At 62.7% G+C, this 16,402-nt stretch carries 15 protein-coding genes; 4 read left to right on the plus strand and 11 right to left on the minus strand.

Annotated features, from left to right (window positions below):
- Nucleotides 1-30 precede the first annotated feature (30 nt).
- The 6 genes from LNV09_RS02860 to LNV09_RS02885 form a co-directional block, all read right to left on the minus strand.
- A complete protein-coding gene (locus LNV09_RS02860; protein ID WP_263555555.1) occupies nucleotides 31-1,050 on the minus strand; it encodes an HAD family hydrolase in 1,020 nt (339 codons plus the stop codon).
- Between the two features lie 203 nt (nucleotides 1,051-1,253).
- A complete protein-coding gene (locus tag LNV09_RS02865) occupies nucleotides 1,254-2,804 on the minus strand; it encodes an arylsulfatase (protein ID WP_263555556.1) in 1,551 nt (516 codons plus the stop codon).
- Between the two features lie 302 nt (nucleotides 2,805-3,106).
- Entirely contained in the window at nucleotides 3,107-3,355 is a 249-nt protein-coding gene (locus LNV09_RS02870; RefSeq protein ID WP_263555557.1) for a penicillin acylase family protein, read from the minus strand.
- A 15-nt stretch (nucleotides 3,356-3,370) separates the two neighbouring features.
- Nucleotides 3,371-4,270: a DUF2950 family protein gene (locus LNV09_RS02875; protein WP_263555558.1), complete on the minus strand. Its 900-nt coding sequence runs from the start codon at nucleotides 4,268-4,270 to the stop codon at nucleotides 3,371-3,373.
- Between the two features lie 32 nt (nucleotides 4,271-4,302).
- Nucleotides 4,303-5,640 carry a DUF3300 domain-containing protein gene (locus LNV09_RS02880; protein ID WP_263555559.1) on the minus strand — a complete coding sequence of 446 codons (1,338 nt, stop codon included), beginning with the start codon at nucleotides 5,638-5,640 and terminating at the stop codon, nucleotides 4,303-4,305.
- 166 nt (nucleotides 5,641-5,806) lie between these two features.
- Nucleotides 5,807-7,534 carry an MFS transporter gene (locus LNV09_RS02885; RefSeq protein WP_263555560.1) on the minus strand — a complete coding sequence of 576 codons (1,728 nt, stop codon included), beginning with the start codon at nucleotides 7,532-7,534 and terminating at the stop codon, nucleotides 5,807-5,809.
- Between the two features lie 596 nt (nucleotides 7,535-8,130).
- Between LNV09_RS02885 and LNV09_RS02890 the strand changes: the two genes are divergently transcribed.
- Nucleotides 8,131-8,595, plus strand: coding sequence for a GNAT family N-acetyltransferase (locus LNV09_RS02890; protein WP_263555561.1), 465 nt, complete (start codon nucleotides 8,131-8,133; stop codon nucleotides 8,593-8,595).
- Between the two features lie 45 nt (nucleotides 8,596-8,640).
- Here LNV09_RS02890 and LNV09_RS02895 read toward each other — a convergent pair whose 3' ends face one another.
- Nucleotides 8,641-9,198 (minus strand): response regulator, encoded by a 558-nt coding sequence (locus tag LNV09_RS02895; RefSeq protein WP_263555562.1) that lies wholly within the window; start codon nucleotides 9,196-9,198, stop codon nucleotides 8,641-8,643.
- Between the two features lie 115 nt (nucleotides 9,199-9,313).
- Nucleotides 9,314-10,003: an aquaporin Z gene (aqpZ, locus tag LNV09_RS02900; protein ID WP_263555563.1), complete on the minus strand. Its 690-nt coding sequence runs from the start codon at nucleotides 10,001-10,003 to the stop codon at nucleotides 9,314-9,316.
- Nucleotides 10,004-10,403: 400 nt separating this feature from the next.
- Between aqpZ and LNV09_RS02905 the strand changes: the two genes are divergently transcribed.
- Entirely contained in the window at nucleotides 10,404-11,198 is a 795-nt protein-coding gene (locus tag LNV09_RS02905) for a hypothetical protein (protein WP_263555564.1), read from the plus strand.
- On the opposite strand, the gene LNV09_RS02910 is transcribed toward LNV09_RS02905, so the two are convergent.
- From LNV09_RS02910 to bufA2, 3 genes are all read right to left on the minus strand, one after another.
- Nucleotides 11,180-11,983 (minus strand): HvfC/BufC N-terminal domain-containing protein, encoded by an 804-nt coding sequence (locus LNV09_RS02910; protein ID WP_263555565.1) that lies wholly within the window; start codon nucleotides 11,981-11,983, stop codon nucleotides 11,180-11,182. The two genes, LNV09_RS02905 and LNV09_RS02910, sit on opposite strands and share 19 nt — an antisense overlap.
- Nucleotides 11,980-12,855: an MNIO family bufferin maturase gene (gene bufB, locus LNV09_RS02915; RefSeq protein WP_263555566.1), complete on the minus strand. Its 876-nt coding sequence runs from the start codon at nucleotides 12,853-12,855 to the stop codon at nucleotides 11,980-11,982. Before bufB ends, LNV09_RS02910 begins: the two co-directional genes overlap by 4 nt.
- A gap of 83 nt (nucleotides 12,856-12,938) precedes the next feature.
- A complete protein-coding gene (gene bufA2 / locus LNV09_RS02920; protein ID WP_263555567.1) occupies nucleotides 12,939-13,199 on the minus strand; it encodes a BufA2 family periplasmic bufferin-type metallophore in 261 nt (86 codons plus the stop codon).
- A gap of 168 nt (nucleotides 13,200-13,367) precedes the next feature.
- Between bufA2 and LNV09_RS02925 the strand changes: the two genes are divergently transcribed.
- A complete protein-coding gene (locus LNV09_RS02925; RefSeq protein ID WP_263555568.1) occupies nucleotides 13,368-14,750 on the plus strand; it encodes an MFS transporter in 1,383 nt (460 codons plus the stop codon).
- Nucleotides 14,747-16,273 carry a glycoside hydrolase family 10-like protein gene (locus LNV09_RS02930; protein ID WP_263555569.1) on the plus strand — a complete coding sequence of 509 codons (1,527 nt, stop codon included), beginning with the start codon at nucleotides 14,747-14,749 and terminating at the stop codon, nucleotides 16,271-16,273. Before LNV09_RS02925 ends, LNV09_RS02930 begins: the two co-directional genes overlap by 4 nt.
- Nucleotides 16,274-16,402 lie beyond the last annotated feature (129 nt).

Raw genomic sequence — 16,402 nt, forward strand, 5'->3', positions numbered from 1 at the left:
GCGCGCACTGTACCCAGCTTTGGCGGCAATTCAGGGCGCGGGAGCGAACACCTGTGTCCAATCCGACTTCATGCTGACCACCGTCCAGCCGCGTGCGCCGGCCTCATCCAGGCCGCGCTCCAGGCGGCCGATCTTGGAGCCGCGGTCATAGGCGTATTCGCGCTCGGCGTCGTCATGGTGGATGATGGCCGAAAGGCGCGCGCCGGGGCCGGCACTGGTCCACTCCAACATCTGAAAGTCGCCGTCGGAGTTGCCGAAGGCCATGATGGGGCGGCGCCCAATCGCCTTGTGGATGCCGACTGGCTTGCCGGCCTTGTCGTCATTGAAGGCGATCTTGGCTTGTTGCACCAAGACCGGCTTGCCAGCCCGCAACTCGTACTTCAACTCCAGACTGGAGCCGACGACCTGCTGCGGCGGCACGCCGTAGACTTGTTCCGCAAACACGCGCATGAATTCGATGCCGCCGCCCGAGACGATCCAGGTCTGGAAACCGTTGGCGCGCAAGTAACTGAGCAGTTCCAGCATCGGAGCGTAAACCAGCTCGCTGAAGGGGCGCTTGAAGCGCGGGTGCTTGGCCGTCGCCAGCCAGTCGCGCACAGCGGCGGCGAACTCCTCGGTGGTGGCGCCGGCATGGGCCGCACCCAGCAACTCCAGCAAGGCTTTCTCGCCGCCGGCCGCGACGGCCTTCATGTCGCCATTCAGCAAATCCTTGAAGGGCGGCTTGTTCTTCCACTCGGGGTGGCTAGGCGCCAGCGCTTTGACGCGGTCGAGCGCAAAGCTAAGCTGAAAGTAGATCGGCTGCTCGCCCCACAGCGTGCCGTCGTTGTCGAATACGGCGATGCGTTCGGCTGGTGGCACATAGTCCGGCCCGCCGGATTCGGTCACGGCGGCCACAAAAGCGAGGATGCGTGCCTTGGCAGGGCCGGCGTTCCAACTTGGCAGCGGGTCGGTGGCTTGTGCAAAGCCCAAGTGCGGTGCCAGCGCGGTCAAGCCGACGGCAGCCGCGCACAGGAAGGCGCGGCGCTGCAGGCTGCCAGCAGATTTCGGCATCGAACGCTGCTTGGTGGTATCTCGATTTGATGCAGCAAGCGCTACTGATTGAGATTTTGGTTTCATTTTTGGTCCCTCCGGTTTAACCGGGCCAAAGGCCAACAGGCCTGATCCCCAAACAAAAGAACCGCAGCCTGGTCGGGCTGCGGTTCAGCAACTGGCGGCAAGATTGCAAGAGCAATTGCTGCTCTTGCACGCGTCCGTCAGTTGTGTTGCGGCTTGGTCAAAGACTCCATCACGCGGTCCAGGTTGAAGCTGCCTGGTTTTTGGCGCGGCGGAAATTCGCGGAAGCTTTGCAGCCAATTGCCGACATAGGCGGCGGCCGGCGCGATCAGGAACATGCGGTCGGCGAACCACTGGTTGTAGCCCATGCCTTCATACTCGGCCCGCTCGAAGGGGTCGGTACGCAGATTGCCCAGCATCGGCGCACGCAAAGGCACGAAAGGCATCTGCCAGACCGCCATGCCGTGGGCTTCTTGCTTCAGGAAGGTGGCCTTGAAGTTGTCATAACGGATCGCCGCAACGCTGCCGTCATCGGTCCAGTAGATGAAGGAGTGACGCGGCCAAGCGGCTTCGCCCTTCAAGGCCGGCATCAGGTTGTAGCCGTCCAGATGGACCTTGTAGTTCATGTCGCCGACCTTGCGGCCCTTCAGCAAGTCTTCGGTGACGGTGGTGTCGCCGGCAGCGGCCAGCAGGGTGGCCATCATGTCTTCATGCGCGCCAATTTCGTTGTTGACGGTGCCGGGCTGGATCACGCCGGGCCACTTGATCATGGTCGGCACGCGGTAGCCGCCTTCCCAGTTGGTGTTTTTCTCGCCGCGGAACATGGTGGTGCCGCCATCGGGCCAGCTCATCGACTCCGCACCGTTGTCGGTGGAATACATGATGATGGTGTTGTCGTCCAGGCCCAATTCCTTGAGTTTGGCCAGAATTTCACCGACATGGCCGTCATGCTCGACCATGCCGTCCGGGTAGACGCCCAGGCCGGTCTTGCCGACCGACTCCGGCTTCAAATGCGTGTTGATGTGCATGCGGGTGGAGTTCCACCACAGGAAGAAAGGCTTGTCGGCCTTCTTGGCGCGCTCCATGAAGTCCAGCGCCTTGGCATTGACCTCCATGTCGATGGTTTCCATGCGCTTCCTGGTCAGCGGGCCGGTGTCGGTGATGGTGCCCCCGGCATAGCTGTGGATCACACCGCGTGGGCCAAAGCGCTTTCTGAATTCTGGGCTCTTGGGGTAGTCGACGTTCTCGGGCTCTTCCTCGGCGTTCAGGTGATAGAGGTTGCCGAAGAATTCGTCAAAGCCATGGGCGGTGGGCAGCATCTCGTCGCGGTCGCCGAGGTGGTTCTTGCCGAACTGGCCTGTCATATAGCCGCGAGCGCGCAGCAGCGTGGCGATGGTCGGGTCTTCCTTCTTCATGCCTTCGGGCGCGCCGGGCAGGCCGACCTTGGTCAGGCCGGTGCGGATGGGCGCTTGGCCCGTGATGAAGGCGGCGCGGCCAGCGGTACAGCTTTGCTGACCGTACCAGTCGGTGAACATCGCGCCTTGCTTGGCAATGCTGTCGATATTGGGCGTTTTGTAACCCATCACACCCAGGTTATAGGCGCTGATATTGAAGCCACCCACATCGTCACCCCAGAGGATCAGGATGTTGGGCTTTTTCTTCGTGGTCGGCGCAGTGTTGGCCGGCTGGGCCAGCGTAGCGGCGCTGGCCACCAGGCTCGCGGCCAGCAAGAGAACGGTCTTCCATTTCATCGTCTCAGCTCCTTCAGGGTTTTCGCATCAGCGCACTGAGTGCTGCTCACACCCAAGGCGTTTTCTGCGGGGAAATAAACCTGTAAAAAACTATCCGCTGTGTCTGCTGTGCCCAGACATCGGCAGGATTGACCCGCGCGAAAATGCGACGAAGGAGAGACTTCCCATCGGGGCACTCAAGTAACGCTTGAAGGCCTATCAAATTGAAGGGCAGCATAACGCAAGCTGGTGACGGTGCAACTCGAAAAAATCAAACAAAGCTTCCACGGGAACATGTGATTCGCGACCAGGTAACTCGCGACTTAGCGCTCCGGCTGCAAGCTCAGCTTGCTGCGCGTGTGCATCGCCACATCGGCCTCGGCCAGACGCTGGCTGCGGTGGTGACCTTGCGCATGCAGTTCGGCTTGATCGGCGCAATGCCAGTCGCCCCAGAAGCCACTTTGCCCCATCGGGTAGAAGCCCAGGGACTTGGTTGGTTTGGCCAGATCAATGAGGCCTCGGCGACTATCTCGGCCTGCGTCTCCACCGCCCTGGTGTCGCGCTTGCCCCACCAGGGTGATTGGTCATCAAGGCTGCGCCACCGCCTGCCATCCCGGGCCAGGATTGAAGCTCGTGATTGCCGCCGCAGCCTTGGCCGAATTCGGGCCCAGATCGGCCTCGAACACCTGACCGTCCTGGTTGACCATGAAACTCATCACGCCGCTATCGCCATACTTCAGCGGCCAAGCCAGCATCGCAAAGCCGGTCTCCATGCGCTTGCCGATCAGGTAGCTACGCACGCCATCCTTGGCTGCGTCGCCCTGGGCCGTTAGTAGCTTGAAGCGGTAGCCGTGGTAGCCCTCGCCGGCTTTCTTGGGCAGAAAGCCTTCGCCCAAAGGGCTTTCATCGCCCAAGCTGGCGGGCCAGATCAGACCGTCCCGTTTGCCGTCGCTGCTGATGATGCGCTGTGCATACTCGAGCACCCCGTCGCCATTGCGGTCGACCGATGCATATTCGCGCTGAGCGTCGACCGAGGCCAACAAGGCCTGGATGGTGGCGTGCTCATTGGCGCCAATGCGCCGCTCCAGCACATTGAGTTTGCCGCCCGTCAGATCAAAGCGCCACTGGCCGTCTTTGCCCTGCAGCAGCGGAATCGGCAGCGCCCAAGGGTCGGTGCCGACCAGCATCTCGCCCAGGCCTTGCTTGACCGTGACCGAGCGGGCTTGATGGGCTTTTTCCAAAAACGTGTAGCGATCGTCGGCCGACACTTCGCCCAGTGGCATCAGCTTGGCCCAGTCTTTGCCCAAGACCCGTTTGAGCGCGACGGGGTCACTGCTCGCGACCGCATCGATGAAGGCATCGGCTGCCGCCTCCGGCTTGGCGAAGGCGGCCTGTGCATGTGCCGCACCGCTCAGCAACAGACCAGCAGCCAAGGCCAGGTAGCGGAGCTTGAACAGGGGCTTGAGGGATGTTGTTCTGAAATTCATGGCTTTTCCTTTTGCTTTTCTGTGGCCTGTACTCAGCGCTGGCGCCCGCCGCCGCCGGCACGTCCGCCGCCGCCACCGGCCGGCTTTGCGCCACCCCCCGAATGCTGGCTCATGGAGCCTCGGCTGGCTTGGCCGCGCGATGCATTGGCTCGCGAGGCACCGCTGTCATGCACACCCGACAGCGCACCGCTATGGCTATTGCCACTGCTACCGCTGGCGCGGTTGGCCGACCGATTCGAGGCCGATGCGTCCCGGTCAGCTCCCCGGTCACCGCCACGGTCCGCCCTGTTGACGGCCTGATTGGCCTTGTCACGGTCGGCACCTTGCAGCTTCTCGCGCCCGGCGACCGGATCGGCACCACGTTCCTTCAAGGTGTCAGCAGCACGCGCGCGGTCCGCATCCCGTTGGCCGTCCTTGCCCTTGAAGGCATCGCGGTCCTTGGCGTTAGCTGCCGCCTGCTGCTTGTTGCCATATTGCTCGCGGCTCTTGGCATCCCGGTAGGGCACATCTTTGCGCCGCTCGGGGTTGTGCTTGAAGCTGTTGTTATTGTTCGTGATCTGGCGGTTGCTGACGTTGATATTGTTGTAACGATTGACGTTGATATCGACGCTGTTGTGGCCCCAGTTATAGCCACCCCACAAGGAATTGTGAATGCCGACAATGGCCGCACCCCACACCACGCCCGCAACGAATGCGCCGCCTGGATAGTAGTAAGGGGGCGGCGCCCAGTAGTAAGGCGGGTAGGTCGGATACCACCAGCTGCCGTACACAACCGTCGGCTGATAGACCGGCACATAAACCGTCTGCGGCTGCGTCGGCTCGATGATGATGACTTGCTTGTTGTTCTCGGTCTGGGTCGTGACCTTTTGCTGTTCATTCGCTTTCAGGTTGCCGGCTTCTTGCGCCTTCTTGCGCATGAACTGCACCCGGTCCATCAAATGAGCAGGGTCGGCCAAGAAGGCGTCGCCCAGGCGCTGCACATCGCCGGGGTTGGCGTCCATCATCGCCAAGACCTGCGGGAAGGCGACCAGCGATTGCACCGCAGGCTCCCAGGGCTTGGTCTCGATCTGCTTGACCGCCGCGTCACCTTTTTCATCCGGATGGGCTTTGGACCAGGCGGCGGCTTCTTTGACGTCGCTGGGGTAGGTCGAGGCCATCAAGATCTGCGACAGCAGCGAGTCCGGATAGAGCGCAATCGGCGCCAACATCTGGTCCAGTTCTTCATCCTTGAAAGTCGCATCGGCGGCGCGCGCGGCGCCCATCATGCCAATGGCACACAAAGTTAGCAGCAGCAGGGCGCGCAACAAGCGCCCCCAACTCGCGCCCCAATTTGGGCCTGCGGCGGTTCGATGAGAGGCAGCAGTCGTCATATTCCGTTCCTTCGAAGAGCAATCGTTGGCACACCGATGATGTTAAACGCGCATTCAAGCCATGGCGGGCCGCTATGTCCAATTACAAATGCGAATGCCGCCAATGATGTTCAGACATGTCATCAGTGCGTCATGGGCAGGTAGCACGGCTAGATTGGCGTCCTGTTCATGCGCGCGCCTCCAGCAAACTGCCCCAGTTGCGCCGCGCCAGCAGCATCAGCAGCGCCGCCGCCAGCAGGGGCACGACATAGATCAAAGCTTGGGCCAAGCCGAGCAGCAGCGGCGGGGCTGCTGCCGCCAAGTTGTTCAGATAGTGGCGCAAATACAGCGCCAGCAGCAGCGGGGCGAGCCAGACGCAAGCACTGCGCAAGGACTTGCTCGCGCCGGCGCCCAGCACCTCGCGCCCGGCCAGCATGAACAGCGCCGCCACCACAAACACCAGGGTAAAAAAGGTATTGAAGATCGCCTCGGCTGCGCCGGTCTGGCCCCTGAAAAGCCAGAACGGCAGCCAGGCCAGGCACAGCAGGCCCAGGCCGAAGGCGCAGCGGCCGGCGCGTTTGGCGGCGTGGGCATCACCCATTTGCTCGGCCTCGGACTGGGCCTTCTTCATCAGCGGCATCAAGGCCAGGCTGCCCAGACCCAGGGCCGCGTCCGCAGCCAAGGTGATCGGATAACCCCAAGCCTCGATGGCCAGGCCTTGCCAGGTGGCGGTATAGGCAATCGCCAGATTGCTCAGCGCCATATAGGCGGTGAACTGGGTGGCGGCCACGCGTGGGTTGGTCACGTCCATGAACAAGGCCGTGCGCACGCCGTAGCCCAGGCCCATGAAGATATTGAAGGCGATGGTGGAGGCCCACAGCGCGGACACCAAGGCTGGCGGCACCGCCGCGAGCGCGCCGGCGCTGCCCGGCTCGCGCGGCATCACATAACCATGCTGCTGCAAGACCCACATCAGATACAGCACCGGCAAGCTCGTCAGCAGGGTGCACACGGTCAGCACGCGCCGCCGGCCCAGGTGATCCGACAGAAAGCCGCCGATCACCATGGCGACGGCGCTGGCGACGGTGGAGAACAGTTGCAGCCAGGCGACTTGGTCATCGTCCAGCCCCAGCTCGACCGACAGATTCGACTGCAGCGCCAGGCTCAAAGACATGGCCCCGGCCGGCAGCAAGGCGTAGAACACGCCGGCAAAAGCACCCTTGGTGCCGAGGAAGGACCGGAAGGCGGCCATCGCAAAGTCGCGCATCTCGCCGGCCGCGTGGCGCAGGCCCGAGCCTGTCTTGGCCGTCGCTTGCACCAGCGCCTCCTTCATCGGCAGCACCACCAGGCCCGTCACGGCCAGAATGCACAGGGCGACGAAGATGAAGCTGGACTGGAAGCCAATGTAGGACATCAGGAACAGCACGCCGCTGCCGCCGACCGCTTGGCCAATGGCCGCGCCGCCAAACATCAGGCCGTTGGCCAGGCCGCGCTCGTCTTCTTGCAGCACATTGCAGGCCAGCGAATCGATCGCCACATCTTGCATCGCCGCGAACGTGTTGTGTACCAGCAGGATCAGCGTGAATAGCGGCAGTTGCTCGGGCAGCTTGAGGAAGATCAGCACGGCCAAGGTAGCGGCCATCATCAACTGCGTGCCGATGATCCAGGCACGGCGGTGGCCAAAGCGTTCGGAGCGGAACACATCGATCAGCGGGCCGAATGCCCACTTGAAGGCCCAGGGTAGATAAAAAGCCGCCACAAAAGCGCCGATCTCGGCGGGGCCCACGCCCATGCGGCGCAGTTGCGTGGCCACGGCCGTAGCGGCGAAACCGAGCGGTATGCCCTCGGTCATGTACAAAAAGAAAAAGGCCGCTAGACGGCCGTTCTTGGTGCCCAGCAGATTGGGGAGTCTCATTCTTGGTCGGCGCTGATCTGCGCCCCTGGCAATCAAAGTGGGCGGATTATCGGTGCCGGGCTTGCAACAGAAAGGCGGTTTACCCGGCCAGGGCGCCGGTTTTGGGCTGCGGCGATTTCGCCCATCGGGCGCCGAGTTTGTCGGGCCAGGCCAGCGGCGCGCGAGGGCGCGGTGTTGTGGGTCGCAGCCGCATCCTTGCCGGGCATTCGGACTGTTTCAATCGACGGGGCAGCCCGTGACGCGCAGCCAACCAAGGAAACTTAGACACCCGTACATCCCATCTGCAAATCGGATTGGGACAAGGCAGGTCTAGCGCCCGATGTTGCCGCCTCGCAAGACAGCGCTTGCGGTCGCGGAGACGGTCATTCTGAAAAGCTCTTGGGTACGCCGAAAGACCCGCATCAAAAGCAGGAACTGCAGCGCCGCCTGGAAGAGTTGGAGCAGTCTGCCGCGGCCCCGGCTGCTGCCAAGTAGACTGCTAAGCGTTCATCGCCCCGGCTATGTGCCAGTTCGTACGCATGCGTATGGCTTCGCACAAGCCAGGCCGGTGGAATTCACGCAATCATTCTCTCTAGGCCGCAATGAGCCCCAATGCCTTGGCGACGATCCAGATCCGCCCCTATCTCGCTTCAGATCGGCAAGCATGTCTTGCGATCTTTCGCAGCAATATGCCGCGCTATTTCGACAGCTCAGAGTTGCCGGAGTTCGATGCTTTTCTTGAGCAACCCAGCGGGGACTACTTCGTCGTCGAGCAGGGCAGTGCCGTCGTGGGCTGCGGCGGTTGCTATATTCGTGAGGGCAAGGGCCGTCTCAGCTGGGGCATGGTTGCGCGGGATTGTCACGGCGCTGCTCTTGGAGCCAGCCTGCTTGCCTGGCGCGTCAATCACCTGTTCTTGCGGCCCGAAACTGCCGAGATCACGATCGACACCAGCCAACACACCGCGGGCTTCTTCGCGCGCTATGGCTTTCGAACGACTCAGCAGATCAGCGATGGCTTTGGCCCGGGCATCGACCAGATCTCTATGTCTTTGCAACGTGACGACTGGCAGCCGGAGAACTGAGGGCACTGCAAGCCGCCCGCATTGGACGGCAAGCGAACCGTGTGCTCAGACCTTGCGCGCCGCCGGCCGCATATTGGCCAGCGTTTCCACGCGCTTGAGCAACTCGCGGTCATTCCAGGGCTTCTTGAAGATGCCGTACAGGCCTTGCACCTGGTGCACGCGGGCCTGCATTTCGTCATGGCCGGTGATGGCGATGATAGGTAAATCCTCGGTATCCAGATTGCCTTGCACGGCGGCGATCAACTCGAAGCCGTCTTTGTTGGGCATCTCCAGATCGGTGATCAAGACGGCAAAGGGCTGCTCGGCCAAACGCTCCAGCGCCTCGACACCGTCTTTGGCCAAGGTAACGCGGTAGCCGGCGGTCTGGAAGAGCTTGCCAAGCTTGGCGCGCGCCACGGCTGAATCATCCACCAGGAGCAAGGAGGCGGGCTCGGCAGGAGCGGCCGGCGCAGCTTGAGCGGTCGCTAGCGGCGCGGCCGAATTTGCGGCGGGGCCGTCATCGCCCCTGCGGCTGCTGATGATGAAGACCACGATGGCCAAGGGCACCGCGATCAAGAGTGGCAGCAAATACGGGCCCAGCAGGTCCGGCAGGTCAAACGGCATGGTGATAGGTCTCCGAAGCTCGGCTGAGTGAAGCATGCCAATCTAACACTTGGCGCCTAGAGGCAAGCGTGAAAAAGCCGGCACTAGGCCGGCTTCAATTGGGATCAGTGCGGGATCAGCGCTTGTCGCTGCCCACCAGCTTATAGATCGTGGCGCCCAGGACTGCACCGGCAATCGGAGCGACCCAGAACAACCACAGCTGCTCAACCGCCCAGCCGCCAACGTACAAGGCGACGGCCGTGCTGCGGGCCGGGTTGACCGAGGTGTTGGTGACGGGAATGCTGATCAGGTGAATCAGCGTCAAACCCAGGCCGATCGCGATGGGGGCGAAGCCGGCCGGCGCGCGCTTGTCGGTCGCGCCCAGGATGATGATCAGGAAGAAGGCGGTCAACACCACTTCGGCGATCAACGCGGCCTGCATATTGAACTTGCCCGGGGAATGCTCGCCGAAGCCGTTCGAAGCGAAGCCGCCGGCCAGATCAAAGCCGGCCTTGCCACTGGCGATCAGGTAAAGCACGCCGCCCGCTGCCAAGCCACCCAGCACTTGCGAGACGATGTAGGGCAGCAGTTTGCCGACCGGGAAGCGCCCGCCGACAAACAGGCCGATCGACACGGCCGGGTTGAAATGCCCGCCCGAGATATGGCCGACGGCATAAGCCATGGTCAGCACCGTCAGACCGAAGGCGAGCGACACGCCGACGAAGCCAATGCCCAACTCCGGAAACGCAGCCGCCAAAACGGCGCTGCCGCAACCACCAAACACCAACCAGAACGTACCCAGAAATTCTGCGCCGTAAGCTTTCATATTGTTTCCCTCAAAAAGTGCCAAGAAATGCCGGACCCTGTTTTTTCGTGGATCCGGCGGCGCGCCATGATGCCGCAAAAACCGTGACATTCGTCACGGGCTGACCCTTAGTTGCGGTTTGTGCGCGCAGAAAAACTCCAGAAAGCGGCGTTGTTTGCACCTTGCAGGTGCATTTTTCGATACTTGAGCGCAGCCCTTTTGTCCCCAGTTGGGCTTCTGGCAAACTGCGCCGGCGGTGAAAACAGGGTGATCAGCCAGGCATCGCGGCCTATCAATTAATCAGGGGGTAGACAGCATGTTCCATCGGCAAACACTTTTTTCGCACTCACAAGGTGACTCTGCAGGGGCTTCAGCGCCGGTTTCGACCAGGATGTACAGCGCGGTCAGCATCGCCGCGTTGATGAGCACGCTGTTGCTCACCGCTTGCGGGGGCAGCCTCGTCGACGCCATCGTCGATGACCTGACCTGCGCCGTCACCAACTGCAAAGATTCCGCGACGCTGAACGTCGATGACATCAGCCCCAAGTTTACGGTCACGCAGGACAAGGGGCAGGTCAGGGTTGAGGGCCGCCTAGGCTACAGCGCCAACTTGATCACTGTGGTGCATCCCAGTGGCAACGACCATATGTCGGCCAGCGTTGGCAATCAGCGCCGCGATCTTGAAGATGAGGACGGCAAACGCACGAACTACAGCGTGTTCTTGGCCGACGCCAGCGAGCAACCGATAGTGACGGCCAACTTTGTGCGCGGCAGCGAACTGCACGGCAGCACCGTCACCATGCCCAAGGCCTTCAGCGTTGTCGCACCCACGGGGTCGCCGATGATTGGCCGCTCGAGCGGCAAGTTTTTGGTGCAATTGAGCCAGCCCTATTCCGACCAAATGTCACTCAGCGTCAGCATGGTGTGCAAGCGCGCCGATGGCAGCAGCTTTGACAGCAAGGGTGAGCCTTTGGCGAGCGCGCCTGAAGCCAATGCCTACCGCATCAGCACATTGGAGTTGGACACCGCCTTGAACCGGGCCAGCTACAACTACAACACCCAGAGCCCCAATAGCTCGCTGGTGCAGACTTGCGAGCTGAGCTTCCAGTGGGTGTTGCGCCAGACCGGCACGGTGGCCTCGACGCTCAACCGGCACAGCAGCATCGTGGCCGAGCGCAGGGCGCAAAACACGGCGAACTACGACGCCCGACTCTGAACATCGCTCAGCAGACCCCGCGCCAGCCAGCCTTGCAGCGCCTGCACGACCGCAGCGGCGGCTTGATCCGCCCCGACTGTCAGCGCGGCTTGCTGGCAAATTGCCTCAAAGTTTTGACCGGCCGCCAGCGCCTGCAGCAACTGCGCCTCCAACGGCTCGAGCGAGCGCCAATAGGTCTCCAGGCCTTCGCGCCAGACCAGCAAATGATGATCCAAGGCGGCCGGCTCGCTCAAGACCGGCCCAGCTTCATCTGAGCCCGGTTCATGGGCGCGCAGGGCGCTCCAGGCCGGCTCGATGGCCCAGTTCATTGCCAGCAAATGCACGCTGGGCTGCAAGCTGAAGACGAGCGCGGGCCAGTCTTCGGTGGCCGTGGCTGCCACTTGCTCAAAGCGCAAGACCGGCGCATCGGCGCTGTCAAAAGCGGCCCGCAGCGCCCAGTCCATGCGCGCAAATTCGACCATGCAGGGGTGCGTCAACTGATCCGCATACTGATCCGCCATGAAGGCAGCGAGGTCGGCGCCAAACCAGCGTATCGAAGGCTGGCGTGACGGCCGCGCCTGAATATAGGCCAGGCCCAGCGCATCGAAATCCGCGTCACCGAGCGCGCGTTGCAGCACGGTGAAGTTGTCGCGCAGCGCGGCCAGCAAGCGAGCGCTATAGGCCTCGCGGTAGATCGCCAAACCCGTCGCGGGCTCTTGCAGCAGCGCCTCAGGTTCGGTCGGGTCGGCCCGCGCGCATACCGCCTCCTGCATCGCCTGCTGCTGAATTTTCAAGGCCGCGCTCATGCCGGCACCGCGTGTAGCGCTCTGCGCGGGCTGCGGCAGACGGTCTGCGCCAGCTGCCGGGCCTGGTCAAGCTCCAGCAAGAGTTCGGCCAAGGGCGGGATGCTGTCATCACGCTCAATCATGGTCGGGCGCGCGCCGATGCGCAGCAGCGTGTAGCAATAGAGCTGCCAGACCGCATCGCTTACCGGGTGGTCATGGGTGTCGACGAGGATGTCGCCACGGTCTTCATGGCCTGCCAGGTGGATTTGCACCACTTGTTCTGCCGGCATCAGATCGACATAGGCGCGCGCATCAAAGCCGTGGTTGCGGCTGGAGACATAGACGTTGTTGATGTCCAGCAGCAGCTTGGCGCCGCTGCGGCGCAGCAACTCGGCCACAAACTCGGCCTCGCTCATTTCGTCAGCGGCGAAACGCACATAGCTGGACACGTTCTCAAGCACCAAGGGCCGCTGCAGCAGGTCCTGCACTTGCGCGATGCGCGGGCTCAGGTGTTGCAGCGCCGCCTCGGTATAGGGCATGGGCAAGAGATCGTGCAGGTTGCGATGGTCAACGCCGGTCCAGCACAGATGATCCGAAATCCAGGCCGGCTCGACGCGCGCGGCCAGCGCCTTCAAGTCACGCAGGTAGTCCAGATTCAAAGGGTCGGCGCTGCCGATCGACAGAGACACGCCGTGCATCACCACGGGAAAATCGCGCCGGATGCGGTCCAGGTGATGCAGCGGCTTGCCACCGGGCACCATGTAATTCTCGGAGATGATCTCCAGCCAATCGGGCTTCAGCGCTGGCGGCAGCGGCGCCTCGGGGTTGGCAAAGTCGGCATAGTGTTCGGTCCTGAGTCCGAGGCCGAAACCCTGCAAGCGGCTGACTGACATTGAGTGCTCCAAATGAATCAGGGCAAGGCAGGATTGAGCCGCCTTGCCCTTCGATGCTCTAGCTACAGAGCTTGTTAGAGGGCTTAGCCGACAACCTTGCCGCCGGCCTTGGTGCACTCCTCGGCCGACTTCTTGCTGTTCCAGCCCTGGCCCTTGCAGCTGTTGTGGCCCTTGCATTCGCTCTTGGCGGTCTTGCAGTCTGACGAGCCTTTGCAGCTGTTGATGCCGGAGCACTTGACCATGCCCTCATCGGCGGCGTGGGCAACGGTGGTGAAACCGGCGGTGGCGAACAGGGCTGCGGCTGCTGCAGCGATGCTCAGGCCGGTTTTGATGGATGCTTGCATGTGTATCTCCAGATGGGTCAATGATGAAGGGGTGGTGAACATAGACTTAGATCAGCACGCTTGGCATTGGCGCCAACTTGCGTACCCATCTGGGTCGTGATGCTGCGCTCTTTCCTTACGACGCGAGCAAAATATTTTCGAAAACAAGCTCAAGCTACAGTGCAGCCCATGCCCGAGAACCGCACTTTGAACTCCGACCGCAGACCCTGGTCCTGGATCCCCACGCTCTATTTTGGCCAGGGCCTGCCCTATGTGGTGGTGATGACGCTGTCGGTCATCATGTACAAGAACCTCGGCCTGTCTAACACCGAGATCGCGCTGTACACGAGCTGGCTCTACCTGCCCTGGGTGATCAAGCCGCTGTGGTCTCCGCTGATAGAACTGTTGGGCCTCAAGCGCGGTTGGATCGTTGCGCTGCAGTTCGTCATTGGCGCAGCGCTGGCGCTGGTCGCCTTGAGCATCCCAAGTTCGCGCAGCGTGCAGTTGACGCTGGCGATGTTCTGGCTGATGGCTTTCGCCTCGGCCTCGCATGACATCGCCGCCGACGGTTTCTATATGTTGGCGCTGAGCCAGCGCCGTCAGTCCGCTTTTGTGGGCGTGCGCTCAACCTTCTACCGCCTGGCCAATATTGGCGGTCAAGGCGGCCTGGTCTATCTGGCCGGCGAGTTGCAAGAGCGCACCGGCAGCATGACGCAGGCCTGGAGCGCGGTGTTCTTTCTGCTGGCCGGCATTTTTGTGCTGCTGGGGGGCTATCACCAGTGGATGCTGCCGCGCCCGGCCAGCGATGTGAGTGGCCAGGCCGGGCGCAGCGGCCATCAGCTGCGGCGCGACTTTGTTACCGTCTTTGCAGAATTTTTCCGCAAGCCCGGCATCGGAGTGATCATCGGCTTCTTGCTGCTCTATCGCTTTCCTGAAGCGCAGTTGCTCAAGCTGGCCACGCCCTTTTTGCTTGACCCGAGCAGCGCCGGTGGCCTGGGTCTGACGACCAAGCAGGTCGGCATTGCCTACGGCACGGTCGGCTTGTGCGCGCTGACGCTGGGCGGCCTGCTGGGCGGCTGGGTGATCTCACGCATCGGGCTCAAGCGGGCGCTGTGGCCGCTGATTCTGGCCATGCATGTGCCGAACGTCATGTTCTTGCTGATGGCGCTCAGCATGCCGCACAACTTGGTCGTCATCAGCACGGCGCTGGCCGTCGAGCAATTTGGCTATGGCCTGGGTTTCACTGCTTATCTGATGTTCATGATCTTGGTTGCGGAGGGGGATGCCGTGGCAACGCCGGGCCGCCCCAAGTTGCCACAGCCCCCTCGGGGGGGGGGCGCAGCGAAGCCAGCACTTGGGGGCTCATACAAGACGGCGCACTACGCGATCTGCACCGGCTTTATGGCGCTGGGCATGATGATTCCCGGCATGTGGAGCGGCTGGCTGCAGCAGCAAATGGGCTATGTGCTGTTTTTCGCCTGGGTGCTGGTGGCGACACTGCCGTCCTTCGGCCTGGCCGCGCTGATCAAGATCCCGGCTGACTTTGGCAAGAAGGTGGAGCAGGACGCATGAGTTTGCGCCGCCGCGCTTTTGTGTTGGCCAGTGCCGGCTTGACGGCCTGCGCACCTTTGCCCATCCAGGGCCCTGACGCCGACCCCAAACTGATCCCGGCGCCGGACCTTGCCGAACTTGCCCCGCCCGCGCCACGCGAGTTCCGCGCCGCCTGGGTGGCCACCGTGGCCAATATCGACTGGCCCAGCCGCAAAGGTCTGAGCAGCGCCGAGCAGCAGGCGGAAGTGCTCACCTTGCTGGACAAGGCGGCGGCGCTCAAGCTCAACGCCATCATCTTGCAGGTGCGCAGCAGCGCCGACGCGCTCTATGCCTCCGAGCTGGAGCCCTGGAGCGAATACCTGAGCGGCAGCCAGGGCCAGGCGCCCGAGCCCTTTTATGATCCGCTGCAGTTCTGGGTCAGCGAGGCGCACAGTCGAGGCATCGAACTGCATGCCTGGTTCAACCCCTTTCGGGCCCGCCAGAGCGGCGCCAAATCGGCCGCTGCGCCGCTGCATCTGAGTCGCAGCCGGCCTGACTGGGTCAAGACCTATGGCGATCAGCAGTGGATAGACCCGGGCGAGCCGGGTGCGGCCGCCCACACGCTGGCCGTCATCAATGATGTCTTGCAGCGCTATGACATCGATGCCGTTCATATAGACGATTACTTCTACCCCTATCCGGTGCTTGACGCCAACAGCAAGCAGGAGCTTGATTTCCCCGACGAGCCGGCCTGGCGGCGCTACGCCCGAGCTGGCGGCAGCTTGGATCGGGCCCAATGGCGGCGCAGCAATGTCGACAACTTGGTGCAAGACATCTATCAACTGCTGCGCCGGACCAAGCCTTGGGTGCGCTTCGGCATCAGCCCGTTTGGCCTGCCCAAGCCCGCGCTGCGCCCGCTGGGCATTGCCGGCTTCAGCCAGTTCGACAAACTCTATGCCGATGTGGAGCGCTGGCTGAGCGAAGGCTGGCTGGACTATCTGGCGCCGCAGCTGTATTGGCCGATTGCACAAAAAGCGCAGGCCTTTGGCGTGCTGCTGGACGCCTGGCATGGGCAGAACCCGCAGGAGCGCCATATCTGGCCCGGCCTGTTCACCAGCAAGATCACCGACAAGGCCGACAGCTGGCCGGTGCAAGAAATCTTGCAGCAGATCGCCTTGCTGCGCCAGCAGCGCCCCGGCAGCGGCCACGCGCATTTCAGCATGGTGGCCTTGCTGCAAAACCGCCGCGGCCTGGCCGACGCCTTGGCTGCGGGCCCCTATGCCGAGGCCGCGCTGGTGCCGGCGACGCCTTGGTTGGCCGACGCTGACTCGGCCGCCAGCGCCTTGCCTGAACTTCGCGTCAAGAGGGTCGGCGAGCAGCAATTGCAGGTTCTGCTCGGCGCCGACCAGCGCCACGCGGTCTGGCTACTCTATGACGAGCGCTGGAGCTTGCGCCTGACCGGCGAAAGCCTGACGGTGGCGGCGCCCGGCTTGAGCGCCGTGGTGGTGTCGGCGCTCAGCCGCAAGGGCCAGGAAGGGCCTCGCCTGGGCTGGCGCCTGCAGTAGAGCAGGGCTAGCCTTGCGGATCGCGGGCAAATCGGCAGCAAGTCATCAACAGAGCGCCCGCAGTTCGTCGCTGATTCCCGCTGTCTACCCCGCCAAATCAGACGCTCGTCATTTGGCGCTGGGAAGCGG

The organism is Paucibacter sp. B2R-40, from assembly GCF_025717555.1.
In the GTDB taxonomy this organism is placed as follows: domain Bacteria; phylum Pseudomonadota; class Gammaproteobacteria; order Burkholderiales; family Burkholderiaceae_C; genus Paucibacter_A.

Coding starts and splice junctions, on each gene's coding strand:
- LNV09_RS02925 (WP_263555568.1), top strand. CDS start 13,368: ATGCCCGAGAACCGCACTTTGAACTCCGACCGCAGACCCTGGTCCTGG.
- LNV09_RS02905 (WP_263555564.1), top strand. CDS start 10,404: ATGAGCACGCTGTTGCTCACCGCTTGCGGGGGCAGCCTCGTCGACGCC.
- LNV09_RS02930 (WP_263555569.1), top strand. CDS start 14,747: ATGAGTTTGCGCCGCCGCGCTTTTGTGTTGGCCAGTGCCGGCTTGACG.
- LNV09_RS02875 (WP_263555558.1), bottom strand. CDS start 4,270: ATGAATTTCAGAACAACATCCCTCAAGCCCCTGTTCAAGCTCCGCTAC.
- LNV09_RS02895 (WP_263555562.1), bottom strand. CDS start 9,198: ATGCCGTTTGACCTGCCGGACCTGCTGGGCCCGTATTTGCTGCCACTC.
- bufB (WP_263555566.1), bottom strand. CDS start 12,855: ATGTCAGTCAGCCGCTTGCAGGGTTTCGGCCTCGGACTCAGGACCGAA.
- bufA2 (WP_263555567.1), bottom strand. CDS start 13,199: ATGCAAGCATCCATCAAAACCGGCCTGAGCATCGCTGCAGCAGCCGCA.
- LNV09_RS02880 (WP_263555559.1), bottom strand. CDS start 5,640: ATGACGACTGCTGCCTCTCATCGAACCGCCGCAGGCCCAAATTGGGGC.
- LNV09_RS02885 (WP_263555560.1), bottom strand. CDS start 7,534: ATGAGACTCCCCAATCTGCTGGGCACCAAGAACGGCCGTCTAGCGGCC.
- LNV09_RS02865 (WP_263555556.1), bottom strand. CDS start 2,804: ATGAAATGGAAGACCGTTCTCTTGCTGGCCGCGAGCCTGGTGGCCAGC.
- LNV09_RS02910 (WP_263555565.1), bottom strand. CDS start 11,983: ATGAGCGCGGCCTTGAAAATTCAGCAGCAGGCGATGCAGGAGGCGGTA.
- LNV09_RS02860 (WP_263555555.1), bottom strand. CDS start 1,050: ATGCCGAAATCTGCTGGCAGCCTGCAGCGCCGCGCCTTCCTGTGCGCG.
- aqpZ (WP_263555563.1), bottom strand. CDS start 10,003: ATGAAAGCTTACGGCGCAGAATTTCTGGGTACGTTCTGGTTGGTGTTT.